The 24397-nt window shown below is 69.2% G+C and carries 22 protein-coding genes and 4 pseudogenes; 13 read left to right on the top strand and 13 right to left on the bottom strand.

The features are described from left to right. Positions 1-46 precede the first annotated feature (46 nt). A complete protein-coding gene (locus ACH4S8_RS35300; protein WP_398401517.1) occupies positions 47-1342 on the bottom strand; it encodes an MFS transporter in 1296 nt (431 codons plus the stop codon). Positions 1343-1472: 130 nt separating this feature from the next. On the opposite strand from ACH4S8_RS35300, the gene ACH4S8_RS35295 reads away from it, so the two are divergent. Beyond that, positions 1473-2447, top strand: a complete 975-nt coding sequence (locus tag ACH4S8_RS35295; protein ID WP_398401514.1) for a LacI family DNA-binding transcriptional regulator — start codon at positions 1473-1475, stop codon at positions 2445-2447. 63 nt (positions 2448-2510) lie between these two features. On the opposite strand, the gene ACH4S8_RS35290 is transcribed toward ACH4S8_RS35295, so the two are convergent. Then, positions 2511-3167 (bottom strand): hypothetical protein, encoded by a 657-nt coding sequence (locus ACH4S8_RS35290; RefSeq protein ID WP_398401512.1) that lies wholly within the window; start codon positions 3165-3167, stop codon positions 2511-2513. A gap of 540 nt (positions 3168-3707) precedes the next feature. After that, the gene (locus ACH4S8_RS35285; RefSeq protein ID WP_398401510.1) at positions 3708-4160 is read right to left on the bottom strand and encodes a DUF5959 family protein; all 453 of its coding nucleotides are present in this window, start codon (positions 4158-4160) and stop codon (positions 3708-3710) included. Between the two features lie 220 nt (positions 4161-4380). Between ACH4S8_RS35285 and ACH4S8_RS35280 the strand changes: the two genes are divergently transcribed. From ACH4S8_RS35280 to ACH4S8_RS35270, 3 genes and pseudogenes are all read left to right on the top strand, one after another. Next, positions 4381-4794, top strand: a complete 414-nt coding sequence (locus tag ACH4S8_RS35280) for a hypothetical protein (protein ID WP_398401508.1) — start codon at positions 4381-4383, stop codon at positions 4792-4794. Positions 4795-4828: 34 nt separating this feature from the next. Continuing rightward, positions 4829-5121, top strand: a pseudogene (locus ACH4S8_RS35275) (transposase family protein); the annotation flags it as partial. After that, positions 5107-5641, top strand: a pseudogene (locus ACH4S8_RS35270) (IS701 family transposase); the annotation flags it as partial. The pseudogenes ACH4S8_RS35275 and ACH4S8_RS35270, both read left to right, overlap by 15 nt. Before the next feature lie 140 nt (positions 5642-5781). On the opposite strand, the pseudogene ACH4S8_RS35265 reads toward ACH4S8_RS35270, so the two are convergent. Then, positions 5782-6027, bottom strand: a pseudogene (locus tag ACH4S8_RS35265) (sodium-dependent transporter); the annotation flags it as partial. A 404-nt stretch (positions 6028-6431) separates the two neighbouring features. Between ACH4S8_RS35265 and ACH4S8_RS35260 the strand changes: the two are divergent. The 4 genes from ACH4S8_RS35260 (at position 6432) to ACH4S8_RS35245 (ending at position 10987) form a co-directional block, all read left to right on the top strand. Then, entirely contained in the window at positions 6432-7274 is an 843-nt protein-coding gene (locus ACH4S8_RS35260; RefSeq protein WP_398401506.1) for a hypothetical protein, read from the top strand. A gap of 481 nt (positions 7275-7755) precedes the next feature. Then, the gene (locus ACH4S8_RS35255) at positions 7756-8409 is read left to right on the top strand and encodes a response regulator transcription factor (RefSeq protein WP_398401504.1); all 654 of its coding nucleotides are present in this window, start codon (positions 7756-7758) and stop codon (positions 8407-8409) included. Beyond that, on the top strand, positions 8400-9668 hold the full coding sequence (locus ACH4S8_RS35250; protein WP_398401502.1) for a sensor histidine kinase: 1269 nt from the start codon (positions 8400-8402) through the stop codon (positions 9666-9668). Before ACH4S8_RS35255 ends, ACH4S8_RS35250 begins: the two co-directional genes overlap by 10 nt. 38 nt (positions 9669-9706) lie before the next feature. Continuing rightward, a complete protein-coding gene (locus ACH4S8_RS35245) occupies positions 9707-10987 on the top strand; it encodes a hypothetical protein (RefSeq protein WP_398401500.1) in 1281 nt (426 codons plus the stop codon). 78 nt (positions 10988-11065) lie between these two features. Here the strand turns inward: ACH4S8_RS35245 and ACH4S8_RS35240 are convergent, their stop codons facing one another. The 4 genes and pseudogenes from ACH4S8_RS35240 to ACH4S8_RS35225 form a co-directional block, all read right to left on the bottom strand. Next, positions 11066-11455, bottom strand: a complete 390-nt coding sequence (locus ACH4S8_RS35240; RefSeq protein ID WP_398401569.1) for a hypothetical protein — start codon at positions 11453-11455, stop codon at positions 11066-11068. 43 nt (positions 11456-11498) lie between these two features. Next, positions 11499-11654: pseudogene (locus ACH4S8_RS35235) on the bottom strand (helix-turn-helix domain-containing protein); the annotation flags it as partial. 202 nt (positions 11655-11856) lie between these two features. Continuing rightward, complete coding sequence (locus tag ACH4S8_RS35230) at positions 11857-12405, bottom strand: isochorismatase family protein (protein ID WP_398401498.1); 549 nt, start codon at positions 12403-12405, stop codon at positions 11857-11859. Between the two features lie 72 nt (positions 12406-12477). Then, positions 12478-12786: a hypothetical protein gene (locus ACH4S8_RS35225; RefSeq protein WP_398401496.1), complete on the bottom strand. Its 309-nt coding sequence runs from the start codon at positions 12784-12786 to the stop codon at positions 12478-12480. A 150-nt stretch (positions 12787-12936) separates the two neighbouring features. Between ACH4S8_RS35225 and ACH4S8_RS35220 the strand changes: the two genes are divergently transcribed. Together ACH4S8_RS35220 and ACH4S8_RS35215 are read left to right on the top strand one after the other, a co-directional pair. Then, positions 12937-13587 carry a hypothetical protein gene (locus ACH4S8_RS35220; protein WP_398401494.1) on the top strand — a complete coding sequence of 217 codons (651 nt, stop codon included), beginning with the start codon at positions 12937-12939 and terminating at the stop codon, positions 13585-13587. A 76-nt stretch (positions 13588-13663) separates the two neighbouring features. Beyond that, the gene (locus ACH4S8_RS35215) at positions 13664-15217 is read left to right on the top strand and encodes a hypothetical protein (protein WP_398401492.1); all 1554 of its coding nucleotides are present in this window, start codon (positions 13664-13666) and stop codon (positions 15215-15217) included. Between the two features lie 716 nt (positions 15218-15933). Here the strand turns inward: ACH4S8_RS35215 and ACH4S8_RS35210 are convergent. From ACH4S8_RS35210 to ACH4S8_RS35190, 5 genes are read right to left on the bottom strand one after another with little or no spacing between them, the layout of a single operon-like run. After that, entirely contained in the window at positions 15934-16662 is a 729-nt protein-coding gene (locus tag ACH4S8_RS35210) for a response regulator transcription factor (RefSeq protein WP_398401490.1), read from the bottom strand. 58 nt (positions 16663-16720) lie between these two features. After that, positions 16721-19366, bottom strand: coding sequence for an FtsX-like permease family protein (locus ACH4S8_RS35205; protein ID WP_398401488.1), 2646 nt, complete (start codon positions 19364-19366; stop codon positions 16721-16723). After that, complete coding sequence (locus tag ACH4S8_RS35200) at positions 19363-20025, bottom strand: ABC transporter ATP-binding protein (protein ID WP_398401486.1); 663 nt, start codon at positions 20023-20025, stop codon at positions 19363-19365. Before ACH4S8_RS35200 ends, ACH4S8_RS35205 begins: the two co-directional genes overlap by 4 nt. Next, the gene (locus ACH4S8_RS35195; protein WP_398401484.1) at positions 20012-20770 is read right to left on the bottom strand and encodes an ABC transporter ATP-binding protein; all 759 of its coding nucleotides are present in this window, start codon (positions 20768-20770) and stop codon (positions 20012-20014) included. Before ACH4S8_RS35195 ends, ACH4S8_RS35200 begins: the two co-directional genes overlap by 14 nt. A gap of 5 nt (positions 20771-20775) precedes the next feature. Further along, complete coding sequence (locus ACH4S8_RS35190) at positions 20776-21408, bottom strand: hypothetical protein (RefSeq protein WP_398401481.1); 633 nt, start codon at positions 21406-21408, stop codon at positions 20776-20778. A 151-nt stretch (positions 21409-21559) separates the two neighbouring features. On the opposite strand from ACH4S8_RS35190, the gene ACH4S8_RS35185 reads away from it, so the two are divergent. The 3 genes from ACH4S8_RS35185 to ACH4S8_RS35175 all read left to right on the top strand — a co-directional run bounded on the left by ACH4S8_RS35185 (position 21560) and on the right by ACH4S8_RS35175 (position 24345). Next, positions 21560-22876, top strand: coding sequence for a histidine kinase dimerization/phospho-acceptor domain-containing protein (locus tag ACH4S8_RS35185; RefSeq protein ID WP_398401478.1), 1317 nt, complete (start codon positions 21560-21562; stop codon positions 22874-22876). A gap of 144 nt (positions 22877-23020) precedes the next feature. Beyond that, positions 23021-23404 (top strand): BlaI/MecI/CopY family transcriptional regulator, encoded by a 384-nt coding sequence (locus tag ACH4S8_RS35180; RefSeq protein ID WP_398401476.1) that lies wholly within the window; start codon positions 23021-23023, stop codon positions 23402-23404. Then, positions 23401-24345, top strand: a complete 945-nt coding sequence (locus ACH4S8_RS35175) for a M56 family metallopeptidase (protein WP_398401474.1) — start codon at positions 23401-23403, stop codon at positions 24343-24345. The genes ACH4S8_RS35180 and ACH4S8_RS35175 overlap by 4 nt, the downstream gene beginning before the upstream one ends. Positions 24346-24397 lie beyond the last annotated feature (52 nt).

Raw genomic sequence — 24397 nt, 5'->3', positions numbered from 1 at the left:
CGTGCGTACGGCGCGTTGTGGGTGTCGGCGGCGTGGGACGTACGGCTCAGCGTGCGCTCTTGATCGGAAGGATGCAGGCCGCGGCGAGCACGCACGCGATCACGCAGACCAGGAACAGTGAGCGGTAGCCGCCTGCTCCGGCGATCACGGCCGCGGCGATGGCGGGTGCGACGATCTGGCCGCCGGTGTTGGCCATGTTGAGGATGCCCAGGTCCTTGGCGGCGGTCGCCTTGTTGGGCAGTACCTCGACCACGAGGGCCTGGTCCACCGCTCCGTACATGCCCATGGCGAACCCGCCCACGCCAGCGAAGGCCAGCATCGCCCAGCTGTCCGCGGCCAGGAAGGGGATCAGCGCGCCGGCGCCGATGAGGACGGTCGAGGCGATCACGGGGAGCTTGCGGCGCCCGATGCGGTCGGACAGCGGGCCGGTGGCGAGCCCCGCGACGATGCCCACGACCACGGTGACCAGGCCGGCGAGCATGACGACGCGGGCCGCCGCCGCGTCGGACAGGTGCATGTAGTCGGTGAGGATGAACAGCTGGTAGTTCATGATCAGGAAGTAGCCGATGACGAGCAGGAACCGGCCCGAGAGCGCCCAGTAGAAGTCCGCGGCCTTGCGCGGGAAGGTGAACGTCTCCAGGAACGTCTTCGCGGTGAGCGCGGCTCTGGGGACGTCGAGGTTCGACGTGTCGGGAGCGGTCAGCACGACCGCGACACCGCCAACGACCGGCAGCGCGGCGAGGGCGAAGAACCCGGCGCTCGGGTGACCGATGAACGCCGCACCCGTGGCCGCGGCGGCCGCCTGGCCGATGATGGTCGCGGTGCCGGCCAGACCTGCGGCCACACCGCGCCGGCTCGGCGCGACGCGATCGGCCATGATCGCGGTCACGGGCGCGAGGAACATGTTCAGGAAGAGCTGGAGCACACACCACACGAGCAGCAGGACCGTGAACGTCGGCGCGGCGCCGAGGGCGACCAACGACAGCCCGAGTCCGACGGCACCCGCGACGATCCACGGCGAGCGAGCGCCGAAGCGCGACCGCGTCCGGTCCGAGAGCGCCCCGAAGACGATGTTGGCCACCAACGCGACGACCGACCCGACGACGGTGACCGTGGCGAAGTCCGTGACCTTGTGCGCCGCGTCCAGCTGATCGAGGCGTGCGGGCAGCAGCACGATGATCGACGCCATGAACGGCACCGTCCACGCCAGTGCGCCGACTGCCAGCGCGGTGATGAGCCGGGCATGGCCCACGGTTCCCCGCAGCGGCCTGTCGTCGCCCGCGGCCTGCGCGGAGTTCTCACCGCGGAGCTGCTCATCGGTCAGGTTCCGTGGTGCGGACATCGTTGTTCTTCCCACTGCGCCTCCCTGTACTTACGCGCGTAAGTGACGCGCGTAAGCGGTAGAGTAGCTGCAAGGACGTACCTGTCAAGATGCAGCGAGGAGAGCTGTGGAACCCGCCGAGATACCGCGCGTGACCAGCTCCGACGTCGCTCGGCTGGCGGGCGTCTCGCGCGCCACGGTGAGTTACGTCCTCAACAACAAGACCGGGCAGAAGATCTCCGATCAGACCCGTGAGGCCGTCCGCAGGGCCGCCGAGGAGCTCGGGTACCGGCCCAATGAGGCCGCGCGGCGTCTGGCCTCCGGACAGAGCCGGCTCGTCCTCCTCGTGCTTCCACACGCGCGGCTCGGCGAGATGATCGTCGAGCTGGCCGCGACCCTGACGAGCGAGCTGGCGACTCGCGGCCTGACGCTCTCGACGCACTTCCAGTCCAGCGGCAGCGCCTCGATCGCCGAGGTCGCACAGCGACTGGACGCATCGGCCGTCGTCGCGATGGTGCCGCTGCCCGCCGGGGAATCCGAGCTCCTCGCCGCCGCCGGCGTCCGAGTTGTGTCTTCGCTGAGCGACCCCGATGCCCCTGGGTTCGGGTATCAGAACACGATCGGGGCGATGCAGCTCCGCCACCTCCACGATCTCGGGCACCGCGAAATCGCCTTCGCCGGCACCGACGAGATCGGTCTCGAACCCTTCCGTGCCGGGCGGGAAGCCGGGGTGCGCGCGACCGCCCGCGAGCTCGGCCTGCCCGAGCCGCGGGAGGCGAGGCTCGCCGCCGACGGATCCGACGCCGCCACGATCGTCCAGGGCTGGCATCGCGAAGGTGTGACGGCTGTAGTGGCCTACAACGACGACGTCGCCTTTGTCGTCCTGCACGGGATCAGGACCGCGGGACTGGCCTGCCCGCACGACATGGCCGTCATCGGCATGGACGGAGAGAAGAACGGCCTGGTCTCGGCACCCCCACTGACGACGATCAAGCCCGACCTGGCGGCGTGGGCCCAGTTCTCCTCGTCCGTCGTCCTGCAGGCACTGGACTCGGAGGGATCGGAAGCACGGCCTGACTATCCGGCCGATCAGGGGCTCAGGGTCGTCCGTCGAGCCTCGACGTGATGAGGCGGTGGCATAGGAGGGTTGCCGCGATGGCCGTGAAGGCGCGGAAGAGTGCCGGGCCGGTCAGGTGTGCGGGGCTGCCTCACTGATGTCCTGGTGCATGTGGCCCATGAGTTCGCCCATCTCACGGACGTCGGCGTCGGGGGCCTCGGCGTTCTGCGCCGCGCGGTGCAGCCAATCGGCGGTGGTCAGGGCGAGGGCGGTGGCGTCCTGTTCGCGGTTGTCACCGAGGAGTTTCTCGATCCGGAAGGCGAGGCTACCCAGGGTCTCGTCGTTGGTCTCGGGGGTCAGGTAGCCGCGCAGGCCGTCGGGGTAGGGGTCCTGGGCCCGGGCATGCTGCACCGCGGCGAGTACTGCGGGGTCTTCGCTGTACTGGTCGAGATGGCCGAGCAGGACGTAGATCCGCGCGGTCAGCCGGGGCCGTCCGGGGTGGCCGTCCAACCAGGCCATCAGCTCCTGCTGGCTTCCGAAGTGGTCCACGAGCGGGGTCAGTGCCTCCACCGATTTGGTGGGCATGTCCCAGTGATGGGGTAGCAACTCGGCCACTTCGTCGGCCAGTTTCCCCTCGTCCTGGGAACTGAGCGTGCCCGCGATGAAGTCACTGACCTTCGCGCTGTCCAGGGCGAACCCCTCTTGCACGATCTGGCCGGCAGGGCGCGCCGAGCCGTGCCGTCGGCGCAGCAGTTCGCCGACGCTCTTGAGGAGCGGCTTGTCGTGCACGGTTCCTCCTAGTGGTTGCATGAGCGGCCTCGCGCCCGGGGTGGGCCGAGCACGCGGACGATGCCGTGGTCCGGCCGGAGCTCCGCGACGTCGGCACCACCACCGTGCATCCCCCAGCTGGTGTCCGCGCGCCCGCTGACCCGGACGAGTGGGCTACCCGGTGGCTCTGTCCACGAGAACGGGCTCTGCCTCTGCCGCGTCCACGCCCTCGGCGCGAGCCGCATCGCAGACCTCGCGGCGTGCCGTTGCCCCCTCCCCCGCCTGCACCCGAAGCAACCACGCAGCCCACCGTCGATGAACGGGCCGACGCCCGGGTACTGGCCGCAGATGCCGAGAGGAAATCTGCTCAACGCCTGGCCGCCGACGCAACCCCCATCCACGGCTCCGGCCTGGACACCCAACGCTGGTTCGTGGAACGCGCCTTCACCCACCTGCACCGGTCTCGCCGCCACGGATCCGCTGGGAGATACGCGACGACATCCACGAAGCATTCCGCACCCTCGGATGCACACTCACCTGCTGGCGACGCTTGGCTTCAGTTCAGCGCCGCCACTCATAGACGCCTGGTGAGGACTGCAGGACCTCGCTCGGCCACTCCTTCAACACCTGCCCGAGCAGCCTCCGCTGCTCGTCGATCCAGCCATCTTCAAGGTTGACGGGAAGAAGCACGGAGACGCACGAACTGCCCAGATCCTCTACATGGACAGAGGGAGTCTCATGCTCTTCGTTGTGCGGCTGGATCCTGATCCCAGGGCTGTGATCGTCGCCCTTCCAGCAGATGTCCTGACCCGCGGCGAGGAGATCCAGTGCACGGGACCAGTCCTCCAGGTCGGAAGGGAACAGGGACATGGCCAGGCAACCGCTGACGAAGCTGCTCGTGATCAGGACCTCTGCGTCGAGCCGGTCGTGAAGATGTAACACACCTGGCGACCGACGTCCCAGCACACGTACCCGGAAGCCGTTGTCGCCATCCGAGAGGCTGATCAGTTCCACCGTGCACCCCTGTTCCGTTTTCCTTCACGGCCAGGGCTCATGCTGCTGAACCAGAGCTTCGTCCACAAACAGATTGTTCCGGCCTCACTCCGTCAGGAGTTCTAAAGGCTGTCCCGTGACTGCCGGCTGGGGCGAGCCGCGGTTGGGCGGTCTCGTTGCCTGTTCATGGCCAGCCGCAATGGCAAGATGACGGCTCCGACCATCCTGAGAGGCCACCCTCGTGCCCACGCCTGCCGACTACCTCGCACTGGCGCGTGCCGAGAAGGACGGCTCTGTCCTATACCGCCTCGTTCAGTGTCCGTACCCCTTCGTCCGGCAGGTTCTGGCCGCCAGTCCTCACACCCCGCCCGCGGCTCTCCTGGAGCTGAGCAAGGCGCGCGACAGTGTCTGGAACGACAACCGGCTCCCTCGCCTCCTGGCCGAACACCCGGGGGCAAACCGCATCGTTCTCCGAGCTGTGCTCGATGGCGTTGCAGCGAAGCTCGACGAGGGCGAAAGGCCCTACGTCGCCATCCTTGCCCTAGTGGGCCGGCCAGAGCTTGAGACCGACGAGGTGAGAAAGCTCGGGACTCTTCGAGGGTCCTCTGCTCGTCCACGCCGCCTGCTTGCACTGCGGCTGAGCTCCCGCATCTGAATGATCGTGCCTCTCCAGGTGCGACGATCGCGGCGTGACTGGTGCGATCAAGTCGTCGGAGCCTCCCTGGACAGCCCCGTTCACCGGGCTGAGCCCGCGTGTCTTGCGGAAGCCGGTGACGGTTCTGCGTTGCGAGGTGCGGACGCGGTCCGCAAGGGCCGGCCATGGAGCCTTCCGCTGGAGGACCGGCTCCTGCTGGTCGCGGCATACTGGCGAACCAACCTCACGATGCGGCAGCTCGCGCCGCTGTCCGGGGTGTCGAAGTCGGCAACCGACCGCATCATCGACCGCCTCGGACCGATGCTCGCCCTCCAGCCCCGCTACCGCACCCCGCCCCGGGCCCGTCTCCGCCCTCGCGGCGCAGGTGGGTGCGGAGCGATGCACCGAGGTGACCTGGCGGCACGGCAGTAAAGGCGCGATGACCTCACGGTTCATGGTGCTGACGCTGCGGCCCGCGGGCAAGCAGTCCCTGGCAGCCGCTCAGGCATCGGGCGGCGGCCGCAACCGGTGGGACGGTGTCCTGCCCACCCAGACCCTCCTGGTCGAATGGCCAAACGGCCAGGACGCACCCACCGACTACTGGATATCGAACCTGCCGGCCACCACACCGGCCGCCGACCTGGTCCGGTGGGCGAAGATGCGCCGGCGGATCGAACACGACTACCGCGAACTCAAGCACGGCCTGGGACTCGACCGCTTCGAGGGCCGCACCTGGCGCGGCTGGCACCACCACGTCACCCTCGTCACCGCAGCCCAGGCCTTCCTCACCCTCCGCAGGCTCGACCCAAAAGTCGAGGAACCGGCCCGAGCCTCTACCAGACCCTCGACGCACTCCAAGACCTGCTGAGGTGCTGGACCGGCACCTGCACCACCCGCAGGTGGTGTGCCCGGTAGCCGCGAGGCGGCCGTACCGCTGCCGTCCACCAGAGGCAACAGGGCCTCGTTGAAGAGGGGGATGGTGAGGGGACCGAGGAGGGTGGAGAGGAGGACGAGTCCCACCATCGTCGGCTGATCGCCGTCGTCCGTACTTGTCCACACCGTCGCCCCGGCGGCGACCGGCATGGCCGCGATGAGGATCATGACGGTGATCAGCCCGCTGCCGCCGTCGCTGCCGGGTGTGCGGTGCAGCAGAAATGCCACGGCGGGGATGAGTAGCAGCGGGACCGTCAGGTGCAAGACGATTCCGGCGAGCAAGGTTCTGGGGCTGCGCAGGACGCCGGCCAGTGCCCGCACGGGGACCTGCAGCCCGACTGAGCAGAGCACCAGGGCCAGCAGGACAGATGCGGGGGCAGTGGTACTTGCACCACGTGGCCGAGCGGCAGGCGGTGGGCGCGCCGCAGCCACAGTCCCGGGGCAGGGAGCAGTGCCGCGGCTGTACAGGAAAGGACCACCGCCTGGTTCAGCCGGTGCTTCAGCCAGACGCCGGCACGCTCAGTCGGAGGGTGGGAAGGGGGTCGTGCTGTGCTCAAGGGGGCCTTCGTCCGTTGTATCGGCTGGTGAGGGACGGAGGGGCGGTATGCGGCGGCGATTCGAGCCATGGTTCATGGGGCCATGCTGCTTCAAAGCGTCCGGCGGTGTGCGTGGTGCCCCGCGGTGGTCAGGATGTGTTCAGGTTCCCTGCGGCACGGTCGAACACCATGACCTTTGAGAGCTCTGAGACGTCCGGGTTCCCAGTGGCGACTCCGCGTGCGGTTCCGCCGTCCGGTCGTCGGCCGGGCTGGAACAAAGTCCCCGAAGTCACGGTCTATTTCTGGACCATAAAGATCCTTTGCACGACGGTCGGCGACACCGCGGCCGATCTGCTGAACGAGAAGGCCGGTCTCGGCCTGACCGGGGTGTCGGTGCTGATGAGTACGTTGCTGGCCGTCGTGCTAGCCGCCCAGTTCCGCAGCACGGAGTACCGGGCGGGTGTGTACTGGCCGACCGTCGCCCTGGTCAGCATCGTCGGCACCCTGGCCAGCGACAGCCTCATCGACGCCACGGGCGTCACGCTCGAGACGACCTCCGCGGTCTTCGTGATCGCCCTCGCGATCGTGTTCGTGGTCTGGTACCGGCGCGAGCGCACACTGTCGATCCACAGCATCGACACGACCAGCCGCGAGTCCTTCTACTGGCTGGCCGTGCTGTTCACCTTCGCCCTCGGCACCGCCGCCGGCGACCTTGTGTCGGAGCGGCTGCACCTGGGCTACTGGCTGTCCGCGGTGCTGTTCGGCCTCGCCATCGCCGCTGTGGGCCTGGCACACTTCCAGCTCGACCTGGACGCGGTGTGGAGCTTCTGGACCGTCTACATCCTGACCCGTCCGCTCGGCGCCTCCATCGGCGACTACCTCTCCCGACCGAGCGGCGACGGTGGTCTGGAGCTGGGTACGGTCGTGACCAGTGCACTGTTCTTGATGGTGATACTCGGACTGGTCGTATACCTGGCCGCAACGCGTGTGGACGTCACCGACCCGGAGCACGACAGTCGGCACGTGGCCTGAGTGGCCTGGGCAAGATCAGACACATGGGCCGCGCGTGGCGACTGTGGCGCAGGTCGCTGAATCGGATGGGGACGAGCGCTGTGCTGCGCGATCGGACTTTGTTTGCAAAATGTGAGCTTCCAAACGATTTCTAGTCTTTTACTACATCATGTAGGGGCAGGGGTACCGTGAGCGTGCCACGGGGACCGGGACGACATTCGGCCGGAGACGGGGGGCCTTCTGTCGGTCGCCTCGACGCGAGATGCGGGAGCCCCCCGGTGAGCGGTTAAGGTTCCAGGTGGCGTCTACAAGACTGTAGTCATTTAGGCGTCCGGTCTGCGCTCATCGTTCCGAAGGAACGGTGCGCGGATGCACGGCAGCTCGCCGGGGGCGAGGACCGTCCATCCGCGCCGGAAGGGGACGTCGTCATGAGTCCCACGGAAGGCAAGTGTGGCGACCGCGAAGAATGATGCACTCCGGCTGGACGACCTAGGGGCAGCACGTGGCTTTCATCATGGTGTGTGAGGACGACGCGGCTGTCCGTGACGTGCTCAAGCGCGCCCTTGAGCACGACGGCCACAGGATCGCCGTCGCCCCCACGGCGGACAGCCTGCTGGGCAACCTCGAGCCGACCCCACACCTGATCGTCCTGGATCTGGGGCTCCCGGACGCCGACGGCCGCGATGTCTGCCTGGCGCTGCGGGCACGTGGCGTCGATGCTCCGGTCTTGATGCTCACCGCTCTGGATGGCATGCACCACAAGGTGGGCGGCTTCGAGGCGGGAGCCGACGACTACATGACGAAACCGTTCGACATCCCGGAGCTCCTGGTGAGGGTTCGCGCCCTGCTACGCAGAACAACCGCGGCGACCCCGCAGAGTGGCGTCATTCTCGACCCGGCGAAGCACGTCGTGATCCACGGTTCGACGAGCGAGAATCTCACGCCGACCGAGTTCCGGTTGCTGGGCAGACTGGTCGCTTCGCAGGGCGACGCCGTGCGCCGCCACGCCCTCGTTGCCGCCGGCTGGCCGCACGGCGCGCAGGTCAGCGACAACACCCTTGACTCCTTTGTCCGGCGGCTACGGACCAAACTCGGTACGTTGGGCGTGGCCGATCGCCTGGCGACGGTCCGTGGGGTGGGCTATCGATGGGAGTGACGGGCTTCCGTGGGAGGGTTGTCGCGCTCGCGGTTCTGATCGCAACAGCGGTGGTCGCCGTGCTGGTGGTGGTCTCACACGTGCTGCTGAGCCAGGTGACCGACGTGGATGCGAACACTCTGGCGCATACCCGCGCCGAGGCAGTGGCGGCGAACGTGGTCGTACGCGGTCGCCACGTCGTGCTGATCGAGGGTGGCAACGAAGCGCTGGACACGGTCTCGTGGGTGTATGCCGATGGGCACCTCATCGACGGGATCGTGCCGGACAGCGTCCTTGACCGCGTCGATGTGCTGGTCGGTTCCGGGCAGTCCCGAACCACCACGGTCGGCAGTCACCTTCTGTACGCCCGGCCGATCAAGCTCGAAGGCCACCACGTGATGGCGGTCGTGCAGGTGGACCTGACTCCGTATGAGACGTCGGAGCAGCGCAGCCTGATGATGTCGCTCATGTTGGGCGGCATCGTCATCCTTCTCGCAGGCGTCGTCGCACACGTCGTGGTGGGTCGTGCGTTGCGGGTGGTCCACGAAATGGCCGCGCTCGCCGACGACTGGGGCCATCACGAACCCGGGCACCGATTCGACCTCGGCGTTCCGCGCGATGAGTTCGGGGAGCTCGGGCGAACTCTCGATCGCCTGCTCGACCGTGTGGACAACGCGCTCGCCGACGAGCGCCGGCTCACCGATGAGATCGCCCACGAATTGCGGACCCCCTTGACGGCCCTGCGGGGTGAGGCGCAATTGGCTCAGCTTTCCGGTCATCATCTGGCACCGGAGTCCGTTCTGACCGAGGTCGACCGTCTGAACACGGCGATCACGACGATTCTGGGCTCCGCCCGGTCACGGATCGATGGCGGTACCTGTTGCGATCTCACGGCAGCGGCGCGACAGGCGATCGCCGGTCGCTCCATCGATCTCGCCGTCCCGGCCGACGTCGACGTCGCCGTGGCCACGGAATTCGTCGTCGCTGTGCTGTCACCCCTGCTGGAGAACGGCCTGCGGCATGCAAGGTCGCGCGTCTGGGTCACGGGGCGCGTCCAGCCGCAGGGGGTCGTGATCGATGTCCTCGACGATGGCCCGGGGTTCGATCCGGCCGAGGTGGACCGGGTCTTCGAAGCGGGTGTGACCAGCGGCGGCGGGCACGGGCTGGGGCTGGCCGTGGTGAAGCGCCTCGCCGCGTCCGCGGGCGTGGCGGTTCGCGCGATCGCCGATGGTCACGGTCGCGTCGAGGTGACCTTCCCCACGCCGGAGGCGATCGCGTAGTCAGGTTGAGTGCAGGTTGGCCGAGCCAGCCTTGCCGCATGACGACGACAAGCGAAGTCGATGCCGGCCGCCGCAGCGGGCGGCTGATGCTGAACAAGGTTCCCGAGGTCACCATCTGGTTCTGGGTGATCAAGATCCTGTGCACGACCGTCGGTGAGAGCTTCGCCGACTGGATCAACATGAAGCTGGGCGTCGGCCTGGTGAACACGGCGTGGATCTTCACCGCGGTGTTCGTCGTGGTCCTGGCCGTCCAGATGCGGCTGAAGCGGTACGTCCCGTTCCCGTACTGGCTGACCGTGGTCGTTGTCAGCGTCACGGGAACGCTCTACACCGACATCCTGACCGACCAGCTCAACGTGCCGCTGTGGATCAGCTCCAGCGTGTTCTCGGTAATGCTCGCCGTGGTCTTCGGCGTGTGGTGGCTGCGCGAGCGCACCCTCTCGATCCACTCGGTCACGACGCGCTCGCGTGAGTCCTTCTACTGGCTCACCGTTCTCGTCACCTTCGCGCTCGGGACCGCGACCGGCGACTGGACCCTTGAGCTCACCGGCTGGAGCCCGGGAGTGTCGGTCCTCCTGCCGCTCGGCCTCATCGCGGCGATCACGCTGCTGTGGAAGTTCGGCGCGAACCCGGTGCTGTCCTTCTGGCTCGCCTACATCCTGACCCGCCCGCTGGGTGCCAACATCGGTGACTGGCTTGCCGCACCGAAGGTCGCTCAGGGCCCCGGTGAACCGACCGGCCTCGCGCTGGGCACCTTCACCACCAGCCTGATCTTCCTTGGTCTGATCCTGGCGACCGTCGTCTACCTGACGGTGACGCGCTCCGACGTGACCGAGACCTACGACGCTACGCACACCCCGCAGGTCACCGCCAATCCGCAAAGGGAGCGTGTCGCGCTGGCCGGCTTCGGCCTCCTCGCGGTCGCCACCGGGGCATTGCTGGTCTGGGCGCACAGCCAGCCGCACGTCGGACCGGCGCCGGAGGACGACGCCACCTCCACCGTTCAACTCGCCCCCGGCCAGGCCGTGAAGAAGTTCCCGGCGGCGAAGGTCGACGCGCTGAAGGCACTCGCTTCGGCCTCGCTCAAGGACGCACACTCGGGGAACGCGTCCGGTGCCCACAAGGCTGCCCAGTCCCTGCGAGATCTCTGGGATGCCGATCAGGCCACGTTGCAGCCGCTGGACAACACCGGCTGGACGTTTCTCGACGCCCAGATGGACCAGGTGCTGAAGACCTTCGGCATCGACCACTCGAACCCGCCGATGTCGCCGGCACAGCAGGAGGCTGAGCTCAACACCCTCCTCACAGATATGCGCTGACGGAGCTGATCGGCGGTGGCTTCCCTGAAGCCACCGCCGATCACACTCCCGCAGGGCTTGAGAGGCATGACGCAATGGTCATTGAGGCAGCCGCCTTCGATCAGGTGCTGACCGAGCTGCTGCGCATCTCCGGCGCGAATGCGGCCAGTGCTGGGTTCCTTGAACGGTGTACACACACCGGCGCCGTAAGCGGCGGGTTGGCGGTGCGGGCCTGCCCCGGACCCAAGGCTTGGCACAGGAGTTGAGCTGGCTGGTGGCCAGGGTGGTGGTGTATGCGATGTCGTCGCGGTTGGCGAATGACCGGCCGGCGAGGGCGGCTTTGCGGAAGATGCGCCACCAGCCTTCCTGCAGGTTGAGCAAGCACGCGCCGACGGGAATGAAGGCGTGGTGGATGCGGGGATGGTCCTCGAGCCAGGTCCGGGTGGACACACTGTTGTGGGAGGACAGGTTGTCGGTGGCGATCCAGATCTTCCCGGTCGGGTTGGCGTCCTCGACCGGTGATGCGTCGCTTGCGGCCCTGCCCGCCGAGATCGTCCAAGCCCTGCAAGCCCGACCGGTTGAAACGGTGCAGCCAGCAGCGGACCGTCTTCTGGCTGCAGCCCAGCTCCACCGCGATCGCCGGCACCCGCATCCCCGACCAGCTCAACTCGATCATCCGGGCCCGCATCACCACATCCCGCGGCGCCTTCCGCGCCCGCGACAGCCGGCCAACGACTGCCCGCTCACCCTCGTCACACTCCGGTCGTGCCCATAAAACCATCGCCCAGCACCTGCCCCGAGCACCCTCAACTACCCCGCCACCAGGACATATACCCAGCCAAAGAGACACGCTCCAGGCCGCCTCTGGTCCGTCCGCCAATCCGGACCGCTCAACTCGCCAGTGCAGTATCAAAGCGAACGTGCGCAGCCGGCGTGACCGTGATGGAGCGGCCGGCGTACTGGATGGCTGAGAAGGTCATGTTGTGGTGGGCGATGACCTGAGCGGCTGACGGCGCAACGCCAGGTGGGCGTTCCGGCGTGGTGTGTCCGTCTGAAACCAGCACAAGGTCGTAGCCGCGTGAGAGCGCACCGCGACTGGTGGAGTCAACGCAGTACTCGGTGGCGAAGCCGGTGATGATCACACGGCACACCGACCACGCGTCCAGCAGATCACCGAGCCCGGTGTCGAGGAAGGAGTCCGCGCTGTCCTTGTCCAGTACTACATCACCCGACTGCAGCTGGGGCGCCATCGCCGGATGGACGTCGGCGAGATCAGCAGGCACGTCATGGAGCCGTTGCCGCAGGTAGACGATCGGCACCCCGGCGGAGCGAGCCTGCTCGGCCAGGTCGGCGACCTTGTGCAGACAAGCCTCGACGTCATAGACGTCGCGCAACAAGGCAGTCTGCATGTCGATGATGAGCAGCGCGGTGTCCGGCATCCCTCGAGCTTATCCGGCTCGGCTCCGCAACTTGGACAGGCAAGTGACGGCCTAGGACGAGCGGGCCAGCCGTCATCCAAACGAAACCGCCTGGTCGAGCGGGTTGGGCTCGATCTCTATGCGGTCGAAGTCCAGCCCCTGACCCCGCTTGCCGGTGGGGTGGATGATCACAGCGGCGAACAGGAAGCGGAAGATGGAGTTCATGCGGATGTAGTCCTTCTCCTCCTCCAGCCGTCGCCAATTCTTCCGTGCGTCCACTCCGGCGATGCCTTCGAGCACCGCCACGGGCCGCAGTCGCGGGAACGGCTCCGGCTCCGGCTCCGGCTCCGGCTCCGGCTCCGGCTCCGGCTCCGGCTCCGGGAAGTGACCGACTGCGGGCATCTGCGGGCACCCCGGAACCGGGCGAGGGCGCAGGCGAGTCACCACAGGTGAGACACGGGACTTCGCTGCTGCACCCACAGCGGTGTCCTGGAGCGATCACGCGCGAGCGGGCGCGGTGGCCGCAAGTACACGGACCGGGAGGACACCACGGTGATACCGCTCGACGGAAGGCTTCCGGGTACGCCTGGGAGCACCCGCAGGCGCCTGGACCGGACGGCGGCCCTGTGGCCGGTGCGCAGGGTGCCGCGCGGCGCGGCCCGGACCGCCGCCTACGGGCTGGCCTGGCTGCTCCTGGAAGCAGCCGTCATGGAGGCGTTCGACCTCTTCTACTGGTCGGACAGCAACGCGCCCCGGCACACCACCGGCTTGCTCGTTCCGGTTCTGCTCACCGTGCCGGCCCTGCTGATGACGGCGGCCCTGGCGAGCGCCGTCCGGCTCGACACCTCCGATCGGCGTCGGCACCTGCTCGGCCGCGCCTTGAGCACCCTGGCGTGGGCGGCGGCGGTGACGGCAAGTCTGATGGCCCTGCTGATGCTTTTCATAGGAGCCGCTGATCTCTGCGAGATGACCGCGCCCCCTGTCCCCGCCCACCTCGAGCCCGCGCTGATGGTCCCGGCCTGCCTGGTCGCGGCACTGGCCCTCGGTGCGGCAGTCGGCAGCGCCGCCTCGGCCCTCAGCCGGCACCGCATGGGCGCCATGGCCCACTACGCGGTCTGGATCGCCACCGCCGCCGTCAGTGTCTTCCTGCTGCTGGCCCCGATCCTGCGCGCATCGCCGACCTGCCGGCCGGTCGTCCCCTGACCTCCCCATGCCTGAGTGCCCGGCACCTGTTCCTTCAGCGGCGCACGCCCCCTGACCGACGAAAGAAGCAACCGAAGTGCCGGAGACCGAGAGCCTGCAGTGGTGGGAACCGCCGTTCTACCTGCATCCGAAGCAGTTCGGTGCCCGGGAGAGGTACCACCCGACCGTCCCGCCGTACGTCGTGAAGGCACGCGCTCAGGGCAGCCGCGGGCGTGCGAAGGTCAAGAACCGGGGCGCAGGAACCGGCCCGTGGCGACGGCGGTGGATCGGGATCAGCGTCCCCGTTCATGTCCTCGTGGGCCCGGCCGGCACGGGCAAGACCCTGCTCGCTCTGGACCGGACCAACACCGGCTCCCGCAGCTACTTCGACCCCTACCACTGGAACGAGGGATCGGACGTCCACTTCGTCAACGCCCATGACGAGTCATCACTCGCGGCAGGCCTCACCGACCTGACCCGCCGACTCACTGCCAGGGGGGCCGCGAAAGGCGGGGACAACCGGCCGTACGGGCAACAAACCCCGGAAGAGCGGGCGTTGAATGCCCTACTGCAGAGCCCGAAGAACTGGGTGCTGCTGCTGGACGGGCTGGACGACCCACGGATGGTCGCCCGGGCCTGGTCGCCCGCCGGCCTGCTCCGTCGAAATCTCCGCCAAGCATTCCGGGACGGTTTCGGTCAGATCATTGTGACGTCGCGCCTCGGCGACCGCGAGGCATGGCCCCCGTGGATCACCGTGACCCCGGTCGGCCCGCTGCCCACCCCACCCGCGGGCGAGCAGCTACGACGCCGAGGTGGGGCGGCCGCCGGGACCTCGAAGGAGGCCGACCACCTGGCCGACCGGCTCGGCGGCCATCCCCTCGCCCTGCGCATCGCCGGAAACCACCTCCACATCAGCTCGACGCCGAAGGCGGTGGTGAACGCCTGCGCCTACCGCGACTACGAGACCCTGCTGGACACCGATGCGGCACGACGTGGGGTGTCAGACCCCGGCGCACCACAGCTGGGGACGCTCGCGGCGGTGTGCGAACTGGCCCTCGACCTGGCGGCCCGACGCGGGATACCAGAAGCCCGCCCGATCCTGCGGCTGCTCAGCTGGTTCGCCGTTTCCTCCTTCCCGAGTGAACTGCTCGTTCCCGAGGAGCTGGACCGCCTGATCCCCGGCCTTTCCGGCGACCATCCCGACGGCGATCTGGCGCCCTCGTTCACCGACGGCGAGCTCTATGTGGCCGTCCGGACGCTCCGAAGCCTGGGCCTGCTGCACACCTTCGGCCCCGACCGGGCCATCGACGAGCAGGATCGCTACCTCGCCCTCGATCCCGCGGTGGCGCAGGCGCAGCGCGACGCCCTGGCCGCAGAGCCCACCCAAGCAGCGGTGTTCCAGGCGGCGGCGGTGGAACTGCTGCACCGCCAGGCGGTGTCAGCCACGTCCGACCAGTCGCAGGCGTGGTGGTGGCCCGTCCTGCTGCCGCACGTGGAGGCCCTCGGCCGCCATCTGCCCACCATGGACCGCGTTTCCGCCGAGCGCCTGAGGGACACCGCCGGCCGGGTTGCGGACGGCCTGCGCCACAACGGGCAGGGCCGTGCCGCCGTTCTGCTCCGATCGTCCATCGAGGGCCTGGGCACAGGATGAGCCTGTACGCCACGGACCGGCGGCGGGTACGCCGCGCTCGGCGGCAAAGAACCCTTGGCGGGGAAGCCGCATGCGCGTCTCGGCAGCGGCTGAGCTCCGAACCGCTGCGGGTGCTGTTCGCCACGACCGCAGGCCCCGCCAGAACGCGCCGGCCGACGCCGCCTGATCACACGGTTACGGCCGAAAGCCCCGAGGATGGCCGAACGACGGGTCGAGGACGTCTTCGCCGCCCTGGACGAGCAGACCGTCACCGTCTCGGGTTCCAAGTCCGCCCGCACCCGCTCCAGTTCAGCCTCGAGCTCCTCCGCCCGCACCACGGCGGTCTTCCGCCGCACTTCCAGTACCGCTCGCATCGACGGCACCCGCCACCCCACACCATCTCGGCCGGCAACGGCCCAAGACTTCCGTGGCAGTCGCCGTCCCCTATCTGACCAGCGGAATCCGCACACGAGGTTCCGAAAGAGAACGACTTCTGATGCGTTGAGGAATGTCGATCAGAGCCTGCTGCACGGTCGTGTGTGGCGGGGCGCCGATCGGCAGGGGCCACGGAGTCGCGCCTGGTCGGAACTGTGATGTCGTGCGGCCGATCGAGACCAGGACGATGAGCCTGTCGCAGATCGCCAAGAAGACAGGTCTGCACGGCGAGTTCCAGCGGACCCTCAGTGCGCGCGATTCGGCCGAGGCTTTCGTGTTCCGTCGACCGGGGAAGCGGATCGTCAGATTTCCAGCCTGTAGCCGTGTCCTCTCAGCGTGACGATGCGAGGCAGTCGGCACGGGCGCCTCGCCGCGTCGGCCGCCTGGGCAAGCCGACGACGCAGGCCGGCCATCGTGACGTCCAGCGTCTTGGTAGGACCGAACCAGTTCTCGTCCCACACCTCGGCCATCAGGGTTTCACGTGCGACAGCTTCTCCCGGGTGTCGGGCGAGCGTGGCCAGCAGTTCGAACTCCTTGGGGCGCAGTTTGATCTCCTCGCCGTGGAGGGTGCACCGGCGGGCTTTCGCGTCGATGACGAGGTCGTGCAGCCGTACCGGTGCCTCCTCGGCGGGCGTGACTGCTCGTCGGCGCAGATGGGCGCGCAGACGGGCGAGCAACACGGTCAAGGAGAAGGGCTTGACCAGGTAGTCGTCGGCGCCGGCCTCCAGGCCTGCGATGATGTCGATGTCGTCGGTGCGTGCGGTGAGGATGACGATCAGCAGGTCCGGGAAGCGGGTGCGCAGGTCTCGTGCGACGTCCAGTCCGTCGATGTCGGGCAGCCCGAGGTCGAGCAGGACGGCGTCGTAGGAGGAGGTGCCTGCTTCGGTGAGCGCCGCGACCCCGGTGCGGATCCAGGCCGCGGTGTAGCCGTTGCCGCGCAGGCCGGTCCTGAGGTGGTGGCCGATGGTCTCGTCGTCCTCGACGACGAGTACGCGCAGACGGTTTCGGTCCGGTGCCGTGGACGTTCCCATGGTCGACAGCGTAGGTCCCTTGGTGATCTCTTCGGTCGTCGTGGTTTGTCGGTGTGGTTCACATGTCGCGCAGCTCCTCCACGGCGGGGCGCTGGGAGGTGCGGATGCCGTTGAGGGCCGCGGCCAGTACGGCGGTCACGGCGGCGATCCCGGTGAGGGCGAGGTAGGCGCCCGGGACGGCCAGAGTGGTCGGCGGGGGGTCGAAGACCCCGGTGAGGACCTTGACGAGCATCTGTGACAGGGCCCAGCCGATGAGGGTGCCTGCGGCCAGGCCGGTCGCGGCCAGCAGGAGTGCCTCGGTGAGGACCATGCCGCGCAGTTGCCGTTTCGTCGCGCCGAGGACGGTGGCGATGGCGAAGGTGCGGCGCCGCTCGGCGAGTCCGAGGGCGAGGACCAGTCCTCCGGCTCCGGCGGCCAGCAGTACCGCGAAGACGAGCTCGATGCGGGTGAGGCCGGCCAGGTCGACGGAGGTCAGGCTGGTGCCGACCGTGCCGCGGGTCTGGGTCAGGTCGGTGACGGTGGCGCTGCTGCCCAACTGCTTGCGCAGGTGAGCGGCGATCTGTTGCTGTCGGCTGCCGCCCGTGTCGATGAGGAAGGCACCCACTGCGTCGCTGCCGGTGGTTTTGGTGATGTAGGAGGCGTTGGCGACGAAGAAGCTGTCCTTGGGGGCGGTGGGGAATTCTTTGACCACTCCGGCGTAGTGGAAGGGGACGGTGCGCAGGGTTTTGGTCCGGGTGTCCTGGATGCGGAGGTTGACCGTGTCGCCGGGCCGGAGCTGGAAGTCGTGCACGGTCTCCTCGCTGACGAGGAGATTGTCCGGGCGTCGGGCAAGGCTGTGCATGAGCTGTTTCGCGGTCCCGCCGGCGAAGTAGGCGTCCTGCAGAGAGGTGGCCCGGGTGACGGTGTCGGGGCGGACGCCGTAGAGGTCTTGAAGGTCGGAGCCGACGTAGGCGAACCGGTGCTGGAGCGGCTCGACGTACCGTGCGCCGCCGACGTGCAGGGTGCTCGCCGCGCCCGGTGGTGTGTGAGCGCCCGGAGGTTCGGTGACGGTGACGTCGGCGCCGTTGGTCAGCCTGGCATCGACCTCGGCCTGTTGCCGGTAGGTGTCGTTGAAGACCGCGGTGGACACGGCGAAGGAGATGGCGAGGGCGAGCAGGACCACCGATCGTGCGAGCGGGCGGCTTCGGCGCGAGAGGGTGGCCGCGGTGGTGCCGGCCAGGTTCCCGGTCAGTGGGCGGGCGAGCCGGGTCAGTGCGGGGCGGCCGTGGTCGAGGGCCAGCAGGGTGAGGCGCCACACGAGCAGGGCGGTGCCGATCCACAGCAGTACGGGGCCGAGGAAGGCCCAGTACGACACGGAGATGGTGGGTACGCCCTCAGGCGCGAGGACGAGTGCGTACTGGTTGCCGGAGGAGGCGTGGAAGACCAGCCACGAACCGATCAGCAGGACGAAGTCCAGGCCGCAGCGCATCCACCAGGGCGCGCGCCGGGAGCTGTTCTCCTTGCGGGTGTCGGTCACGGTGACGGTGCGCAGATCACGCAGGGCGGGTATGAGGACGGCTCCGGCGGCCACCGCGATCCCGAGGGCGAAGGCCACTCCGTACCAGATCGCCCAGGTGCCGGCACCCGCGCCGAAGGACGCGGCGCCGAAGGCGAGGTGTCCGGTCAGGGCGGCTGTGCCCAGTCCGACGAGGCCGCCGAGCAGGCCGATCAGGGCGGCTTCCAGGGCCGCGAGCACGGTGATCTGCCCGGGGCGCAGTCCGCGCAGGCGCAGCAGTCCCTGTTCCTGGCGGCGGCGGTCACCGCCGGCCGAGGCGACCGCGGCGGTCAGGGCGGCGGCGAGGACGGCACCGGGGACGCCGAGGAAGAGGAAGAGGACCTGCGCGTACAGGGCGTCCTGGCGGGCGGAGTCCAGGGCGGCGCCGACGTTGTCGCCGACGAGTGCGGTGCCCGCGGAGTGGGCCTCCAGGTTGTGGGCGGCGCCCGTGACGGTGGTGAAGGCGGCCGCGGGGTCGGTGGGCAGGTGGGTGTGGTCGCGGGCGACGTGGATCTGTGTCGTGGTCGCGGTGACGCCGTGGGTGAGTGCGGCGAACTGCGCGGCGGGCAGGAGGACGACGTTGTCCGGTGGCGCGGTGGGCTGGGACTGGCTGGGTGCGCCGACGGTCTGGAAGAGGGAGTCGGCCTGGGGCAGGTCGACCACTCCGTTCACGGTGACCTGGCGGCGGCCGATGCCGGGGAGCCCGATGGTGATGGTGTCTCCCGGGGCCGCGTGAAGGTTGGACGCGGTCTGCTGGGCCAGCAGGACGCCGGTCGGGGAACCGGCGAGGGTGCGGATCTCGTCGGGGAACCGGTTCCGGTAGCCGTCGGGCAGGCCGAGTGCGATTCCGGGCCCTGTGGTCTGGGTGCTTCCGTGCGCCTGGGCGCTGAAGCCGGTGGTGTGTGTGGAGCCGACCGGGAGTGCGGTCTGTGTGCCGGGGGTCCTGCGGACCAGGGACAGGACGGTGTTCGGGTCGGCGCCGGGCTGGACCTGGACCTGCCAGTCGACGGCCACCGAACGCAGGGCGCGCTGGGTCATGGTGGCCTGCGACGCGGTGAGGAAGGAGCCGAGTGCCGCGATCAGGGCGACGGCCAGGGCGACGCCGGCCAGGGCGGCCAGGAGCCGTCCGGTCCGGTGACGGGTCAGTCCTTTCGCCCATGCGGTGATCATGGCGTCTCCTCGGGTGCGAGCAGTCGTCCGTCGCGCATGGTGCGGCGCCGTGCGAGCCGGGCGGCGACGGAGGGGTCGTGGGTCGTGACGACGAGTGCGGCCTGTGTGAGGTCCGCGGCGGCCAGCAGGGCGTCCAGGACGCGAGCTCCGCTGGCGTGGTCGAGGCGGCCGGTGGGTTCGTCGGCGAGGATCAGGCGGGGGGCCTGGGACAGTACGCGGGCGACGGCCACGCGTTGGGCCTGGCCTCCGGAGATCTCTTCGGGCAGCCGGTCGGCCAGGTGCCGGACGCCGACCTGTGCCAGCGCCGTGAGAGCGGCCTCCTGTGCCTCGTCCTCGGGGTGGTCGGCGAGTACCAGCGGGAGGGCGGCGTTCTCGGCCACGTTCAGCGCGGGAATGAGGCTGTCGTTCTGGAAGACCAGCCCGATGTCGCCCGGCTCGAGGCCTGTGGCCCGGGTGACGGTTCCGGTGGTGGCTCGTTCGAGTCCGGCGATCAGATGGAGCAGGGAGCTCTTGCCCGAGCCGGACGATCCGACGATCGCGAGCCGTTCGCCGGGACGGATCGTCAGGTTCGCTCCGTGCACCGCCACCACCGCCTGCGCGTCCCGGCCGAAGGTGAGGGCCGCGTCGGTGCAGGTCACGAGTGCGTCATCGGGCGGCATCGTCAGCTCCCTCCGGGACGGCAGGGGGTGCGGAGGACGGCCTGTCGGTGGCCTTGCCGTCATCCAGGGCGATGACCCGGTCGGCGACCCGGACAGCTTCCGCGCTGTGTGTCACGATCAGCACCGCACAGCCTTCCGCCGCCCGCTGCCGCAGCATGGTGAGGACTAGTTGTTCGGTCTCACCGTCGAGTTCGCCCGTGGGTTCGTCCGCCAGGAGGACGGCGGGAGAGTTCGCCAGGGCGACTGCCAGTCCGGCCCGCGCGAGTTCTCCGCCGGACAGGTGTCGGGGCAGGGCGTGGGATCGCTCGGTGATCCCCGCCTGCGCCAGGAGGTCGTCGGCCGTGACGGTCGGCTTGCGGCCACTGGCCTGCTGCGGCAGCCGGATGTTGTCACGCACGCTCAGATGCGGCAGCAGGTTGCGGGTCTGCAGCAGAACGCCGATGTGGCGGGCCCGGAGTCGGGCCCGTTCCGTCTCGGGCCGGTGGCTGATGCGGACGCCGTCGACGCGGACTTCGCCTCCGGAGGGTTCGTCGAGCCCTGCCAGACAGGCCAGCAGGGTGGACTTGCCCGCCCCCGAGGGTCCTACGACGGCGACCGTCTCACCGCGCCGCACCGCCAGTGACACCCCGCGCAGTGCGAGTGTCTCCTCCTCGCCGGCGCGGTAGAAACGGTACAGCTCGCGGGCGGTGAGGACAGCGTCGTCCAGGGAACGTGGGCGGGTACGGTCGCGCGAGGTTCTGGGCACTGTTCTCACCGCCATGTGACGGAGTCGCTGACGATGCGCCACGGGTCGACGTTGTCGGCGTTCACCGGGCCGGACAGTGTCAGGTTCACTCCGTGGCCGGACCGGTAGTAGGCGTAGCGTTCGAACGCGTCGCGCACCACTTTGCCGGTGACCGGGTCCTTGGCCGAGTCGCCCCGATAGGTCAGCAGAACGACGTGTCCCGCGTGCCGGGTCACCTCGGAGACTTTCGGGGCGGCGAACTTCGGTGTCTGTGCACGTAGTTTCGGGACGACCGTGGCACTGACCGAACCGGTCGTCGGAGCGGCGGAGGCCGGCACGGACGTGATGGTGATGGTGTTCAGTTTGTCCGTGAACGTCGTGGTGTCGCCCTGGACCGTGCGCGCCCAGCCTTCGGGGACCTTCACGGTGAAACCGCTGAAAGAACCGCTGGTCGGCCGGTAGGCGACGTAGGCCTGGTTGTCGGGGATGTCACCGGGCGGATTGGACTCCGTGGGGGCGGCGGCCTGAGCCTGCCCGGCGCTGTTCGCCGTGGTTTTCGTCGGTGCCGGGCCGTGCGCGCCGGAGCCGGAGCAGCCGGCGATCGCCGCGACGGCGATCGTCACTCCAACAGCCGCGACCGCCCGTGTGTGTCGTCCCATGGTTGCTGCCCCTCTCATGAGTGCCGTGTCGGCCGGCCATGAGAGCGACGCTAGGGACCGGCGGGTTAACGTTCCGACCGGCAAGGGTTAGACGAAGGCAAAAGCCGCGCCGCGTCGCGTCGGGCCAGGGGCGGGCCCGCATCATGAAGTCATGAGACAGCGAGTGGTGCGCGTAGCCCTTACCGCCGCACTGGTCGCCGTGGTTCTCCTTGCCACTCCCCTGGCATTGGTCATCCGGTCATCGCTGTACACGGCGCAGCGCGACGCTCTGGAGCGGGCGGCACTGGCAGGTGCGGTGCACGTGAGCCCCGATTACGCCACCGGCGACCCCGTGGAGCTGCCCTCTCCCCCGCGCGGCGGACGTCTGGGCCTGTACGACCCGCAGGCACGGCTACGGGCGGGCAGCGGTCCGGCGACCGGTGACCCTTCGGTCCGTCGTGCACTGGGCGGAGAGCTGGTCCGGCGTGGGACGGACGGGCAGATCGTCGTCACCGTGCCGGTCTCTCATGCCGAGCAGGTGATCGGCGTCGTCCGGGCGTCCTCGCCGGCCGGCGCCGTGCAGCGCCGTGTCCTCGTGGCGTGGGCCGTGCTGCTGGGCGTGGCGCTCGTGGCGGTCTGCGTCGCGGTACTCGTCGCCCGTCGCCAGGCACGTGCACTGGCCGCACCGCTGGAAGGTCTCTCACGCCACTGTCGGGCCGTCGCGGAGGGCGATCTGTCCCGACGAGCCGACTCGAGCAGCATCGCCGAGATCGATCAGGTCGCGCGCACCCACAACGAGATGCTCGACAACCTGTCCGAACTCCTGCGCCACGAGCGTGATTTCACAGGCAACGCTTCCCATCAGCTACGCACCCCGCTCACAGGGCTGCAACTCGCCCTGGAGGCGGGGCTCGACCAGGACGACGAAACACGTCTTCGGCCGGTCGTGTCCGAGGCACTGGCCACGACCCAGCGCCTGCATCAGACAGTCGAAGAGCTTCTGCGTCTGTCCCGCTCCCACGGCTGGGCCCCCTCGGCCGCGACCCGTGTGCCGGCGCAGCAGCTCGTTCAGGAGACGGTCGAACGGTGGCACGGCCTCTTCGCCCGGGAGGGCCGACGCCTGGTGAGCTCGACCGATGACGTGCCCGCGGATGTCCGCATCCCCAGCGGGCCCGTGTCCGAGGTACTCGGCATCCTCCTCGACAATGCCAGAGTTCACGGGCGCGGCACCGTGCGGATCCACACCCGTGATCTGGGAAGTGCCCTCGCCTTCGACGTGGCCGACGAAGGAAACATCGACGGGGATCCGGCGCGGGTGTTCGACCGCGGACACTCCGGCGGCGGCTCCGGAACAGGCATCGGCCTGGCCCTCGCCCGTGACCTGACCGTCTCCTTCGGGGGGCGGCTCTCCGTGACGCACAGCGACCCGACCACGTTCATGCTCCTCCTGCCCGTCGGCCAGGACAGCCAGGAGGAACCGGCCCTCTAGTCCGGTAGGGCCCGTGCCCGTTCTTCGCGGGCGGTAGATTAGGTATGCCTAAGGAGGGCTTACGTCGCCTGCCTGCGTCGACGCAGCGGCTGGTGCGGTGGGGGGCGGTCGCTGTAAGCGTGGCTGCCGGAGAGCGGGAGAGGGATGCCAGGCAAGGGGCGAGACGAAAGACGTCCGCACGGAGAGCTCGTCGCGGACGTGCTCGCGGTGCTGTGGGAGGCCGGCAGACCGATGACCGCTCAGCAGGTCAACGCGGCGCTCGGCAAGGGGCTGGCCAGGACGACGACGGCCACCATCCTGACCCGCCTCCACGAGAAGGGAACGCTGCGCCGGACCCCGTCGGGCCGGGGCTTCGCCTACGAGCCTGTGCAGGACGCCGCCGGGCTCGTCGCCGGACGCATGCATCGTGAGCTGGAAAGCGAGCCGCGCCGGGACCTGGTGCTGAGGCGGTTCGTGACCTCCTTGTCCGCGGGCGACGAGGAGATCCTGCGGAGCCTGCTTCTTGAGGCCGAGGACGAGACCGAGTGACGTTTGCACTGGTCCTGGTCGCGCTGGCACTGGCGTTTCCTTGGGCGGCAGTGGCAGCGGCCCGCCGTCTGGCCACCGTGCTGCCGCCCCGGGACGCGTGCTGGGCTCTGACTGCCGCGACGCTCCTCATGGCTGGCGGCACGATCGCGGCGTTGGCCGGCCTGCTCCATGTGCCGTTCCTTGCGTCACTTGAACAGGTACCGCTCCACCGGGTGCTGGAGGTGTGGCCGGTGGCGGTTCCGGCCGCCTGCACGGCCGCCCTGGTCATGGCCGTTCAGGCGGTTCTGCTGTTCCGGCGCGGGTTCGAGCACCGGGTCGTGCTCGAACGCGCCTGGCGGGCGGCTGCCGAGGGGACGGGTCACGGGGACCTCTTGGTCGTCCCCGGGGACGATGTGGACGCTTTCGCCCTTCCTGGATACCGGGGCCGCAGCAGCCGGATCGTGGTGACCGTCGGCATGCTGAGAGCCCTGAAGCCGCGAGAGCGTGCGGTGCTGCTGGCCCACGAGCGCGCCCATCTGTCCGGCCGCCACCACTTGCTCTTTGCCGTGGTCGATCTGTCCGCGACGGTCCACCCCGCGCTGCGGAGCCTTCGGGGATTGCTGGGTTTCCACCTCGAGCGGTGGGCGGACGAAGTGGCGGCCGCCACCGTCGGCGACCGAAGGGTCGCGGCGGCTGCCATTGCCCGGGCGGCTCTGGCCGGTTCGCAGAACCGGAACACCGGCGGCGGGTACCCGATGCTGTCGGTGACGAGCGGCCCCGTGCCGCAGCGGGTCGAGGCGCTGCTCCTGCCGGAACCGGTGGCGCCGAAGGGTGGCGCCCGCCGGATCGGTGCCCTGGGGCTGGCGGTGACGGTGGCTTTCCCGGCGCTGGCCGCGGTCGCGCTGGCCTACGGGCTGCACGAGTACGTGGAGTACGCGGCCATCGCCGTACGCGGAAGCTGACCTTTGGTCGACCGCACGCGGCGGCATCGGGCGGGGCTCCTCAGGGCGCCGC

The sequence above is a fragment of the Streptomyces sp. NPDC021080 genome (assembly GCF_044333225.1).
In the GTDB taxonomy this organism is placed as follows: domain Bacteria; phylum Actinomycetota; class Actinomycetes; order Streptomycetales; family Streptomycetaceae; genus Streptomyces.
Note: the sequence above shows the minus strand (reverse complement) of the source record. Positions and strands in the feature narration are given on the sequence as shown.

Bases quoted from the DNA above. Each gene is read 5' to 3' on its own strand.
- ACH4S8_RS35300 (WP_398401517.1), bottom strand. From the start codon at position 1,342: ATGTCCGCACCACGGAACCTGACCGATGAGCAGCTCCGCGGTGAGAAC.
- ACH4S8_RS35260 (WP_398401506.1), top strand. From the start codon at position 6,432: ATGACCTTTGAGAGCTCTGAGACGTCCGGGTTCCCAGTGGCGACTCCG.
- ACH4S8_RS35250 (WP_398401502.1), top strand. From the start codon at position 8,400: ATGGGAGTGACGGGCTTCCGTGGGAGGGTTGTCGCGCTCGCGGTTCTG.
- ACH4S8_RS35245 (WP_398401500.1), top strand. From the start codon at position 9,707: ATGACGACGACAAGCGAAGTCGATGCCGGCCGCCGCAGCGGGCGGCTG.
- ACH4S8_RS35230 (WP_398401498.1), bottom strand. From the start codon at position 12,405: ATGCCGGACACCGCGCTGCTCATCATCGACATGCAGACTGCCTTGTTG.
- ACH4S8_RS35225 (WP_398401496.1), bottom strand. From the start codon at position 12,786: ATGCCCGCAGTCGGTCACTTCCCGGAGCCGGAGCCGGAGCCGGAGCCG.
- ACH4S8_RS35210 (WP_398401490.1), bottom strand. From the start codon at position 16,662: ATGGGAACGTCCACGGCACCGGACCGAAACCGTCTGCGCGTACTCGTC.
- ACH4S8_RS35205 (WP_398401488.1), bottom strand. From the start codon at position 19,366: ATGATCACCGCATGGGCGAAAGGACTGACCCGTCACCGGACCGGACGG.
- ACH4S8_RS35200 (WP_398401486.1), bottom strand. From the start codon at position 20,025: ATGCCGCCCGATGACGCACTCGTGACCTGCACCGACGCGGCCCTCACC.
- ACH4S8_RS35190 (WP_398401481.1), bottom strand. From the start codon at position 21,408: ATGGGACGACACACACGGGCGGTCGCGGCTGTTGGAGTGACGATCGCC.
- ACH4S8_RS35185 (WP_398401478.1), top strand. From the start codon at position 21,560: ATGAGACAGCGAGTGGTGCGCGTAGCCCTTACCGCCGCACTGGTCGCC.
- ACH4S8_RS35180 (WP_398401476.1), top strand. From the start codon at position 23,021: ATGCCAGGCAAGGGGCGAGACGAAAGACGTCCGCACGGAGAGCTCGTC.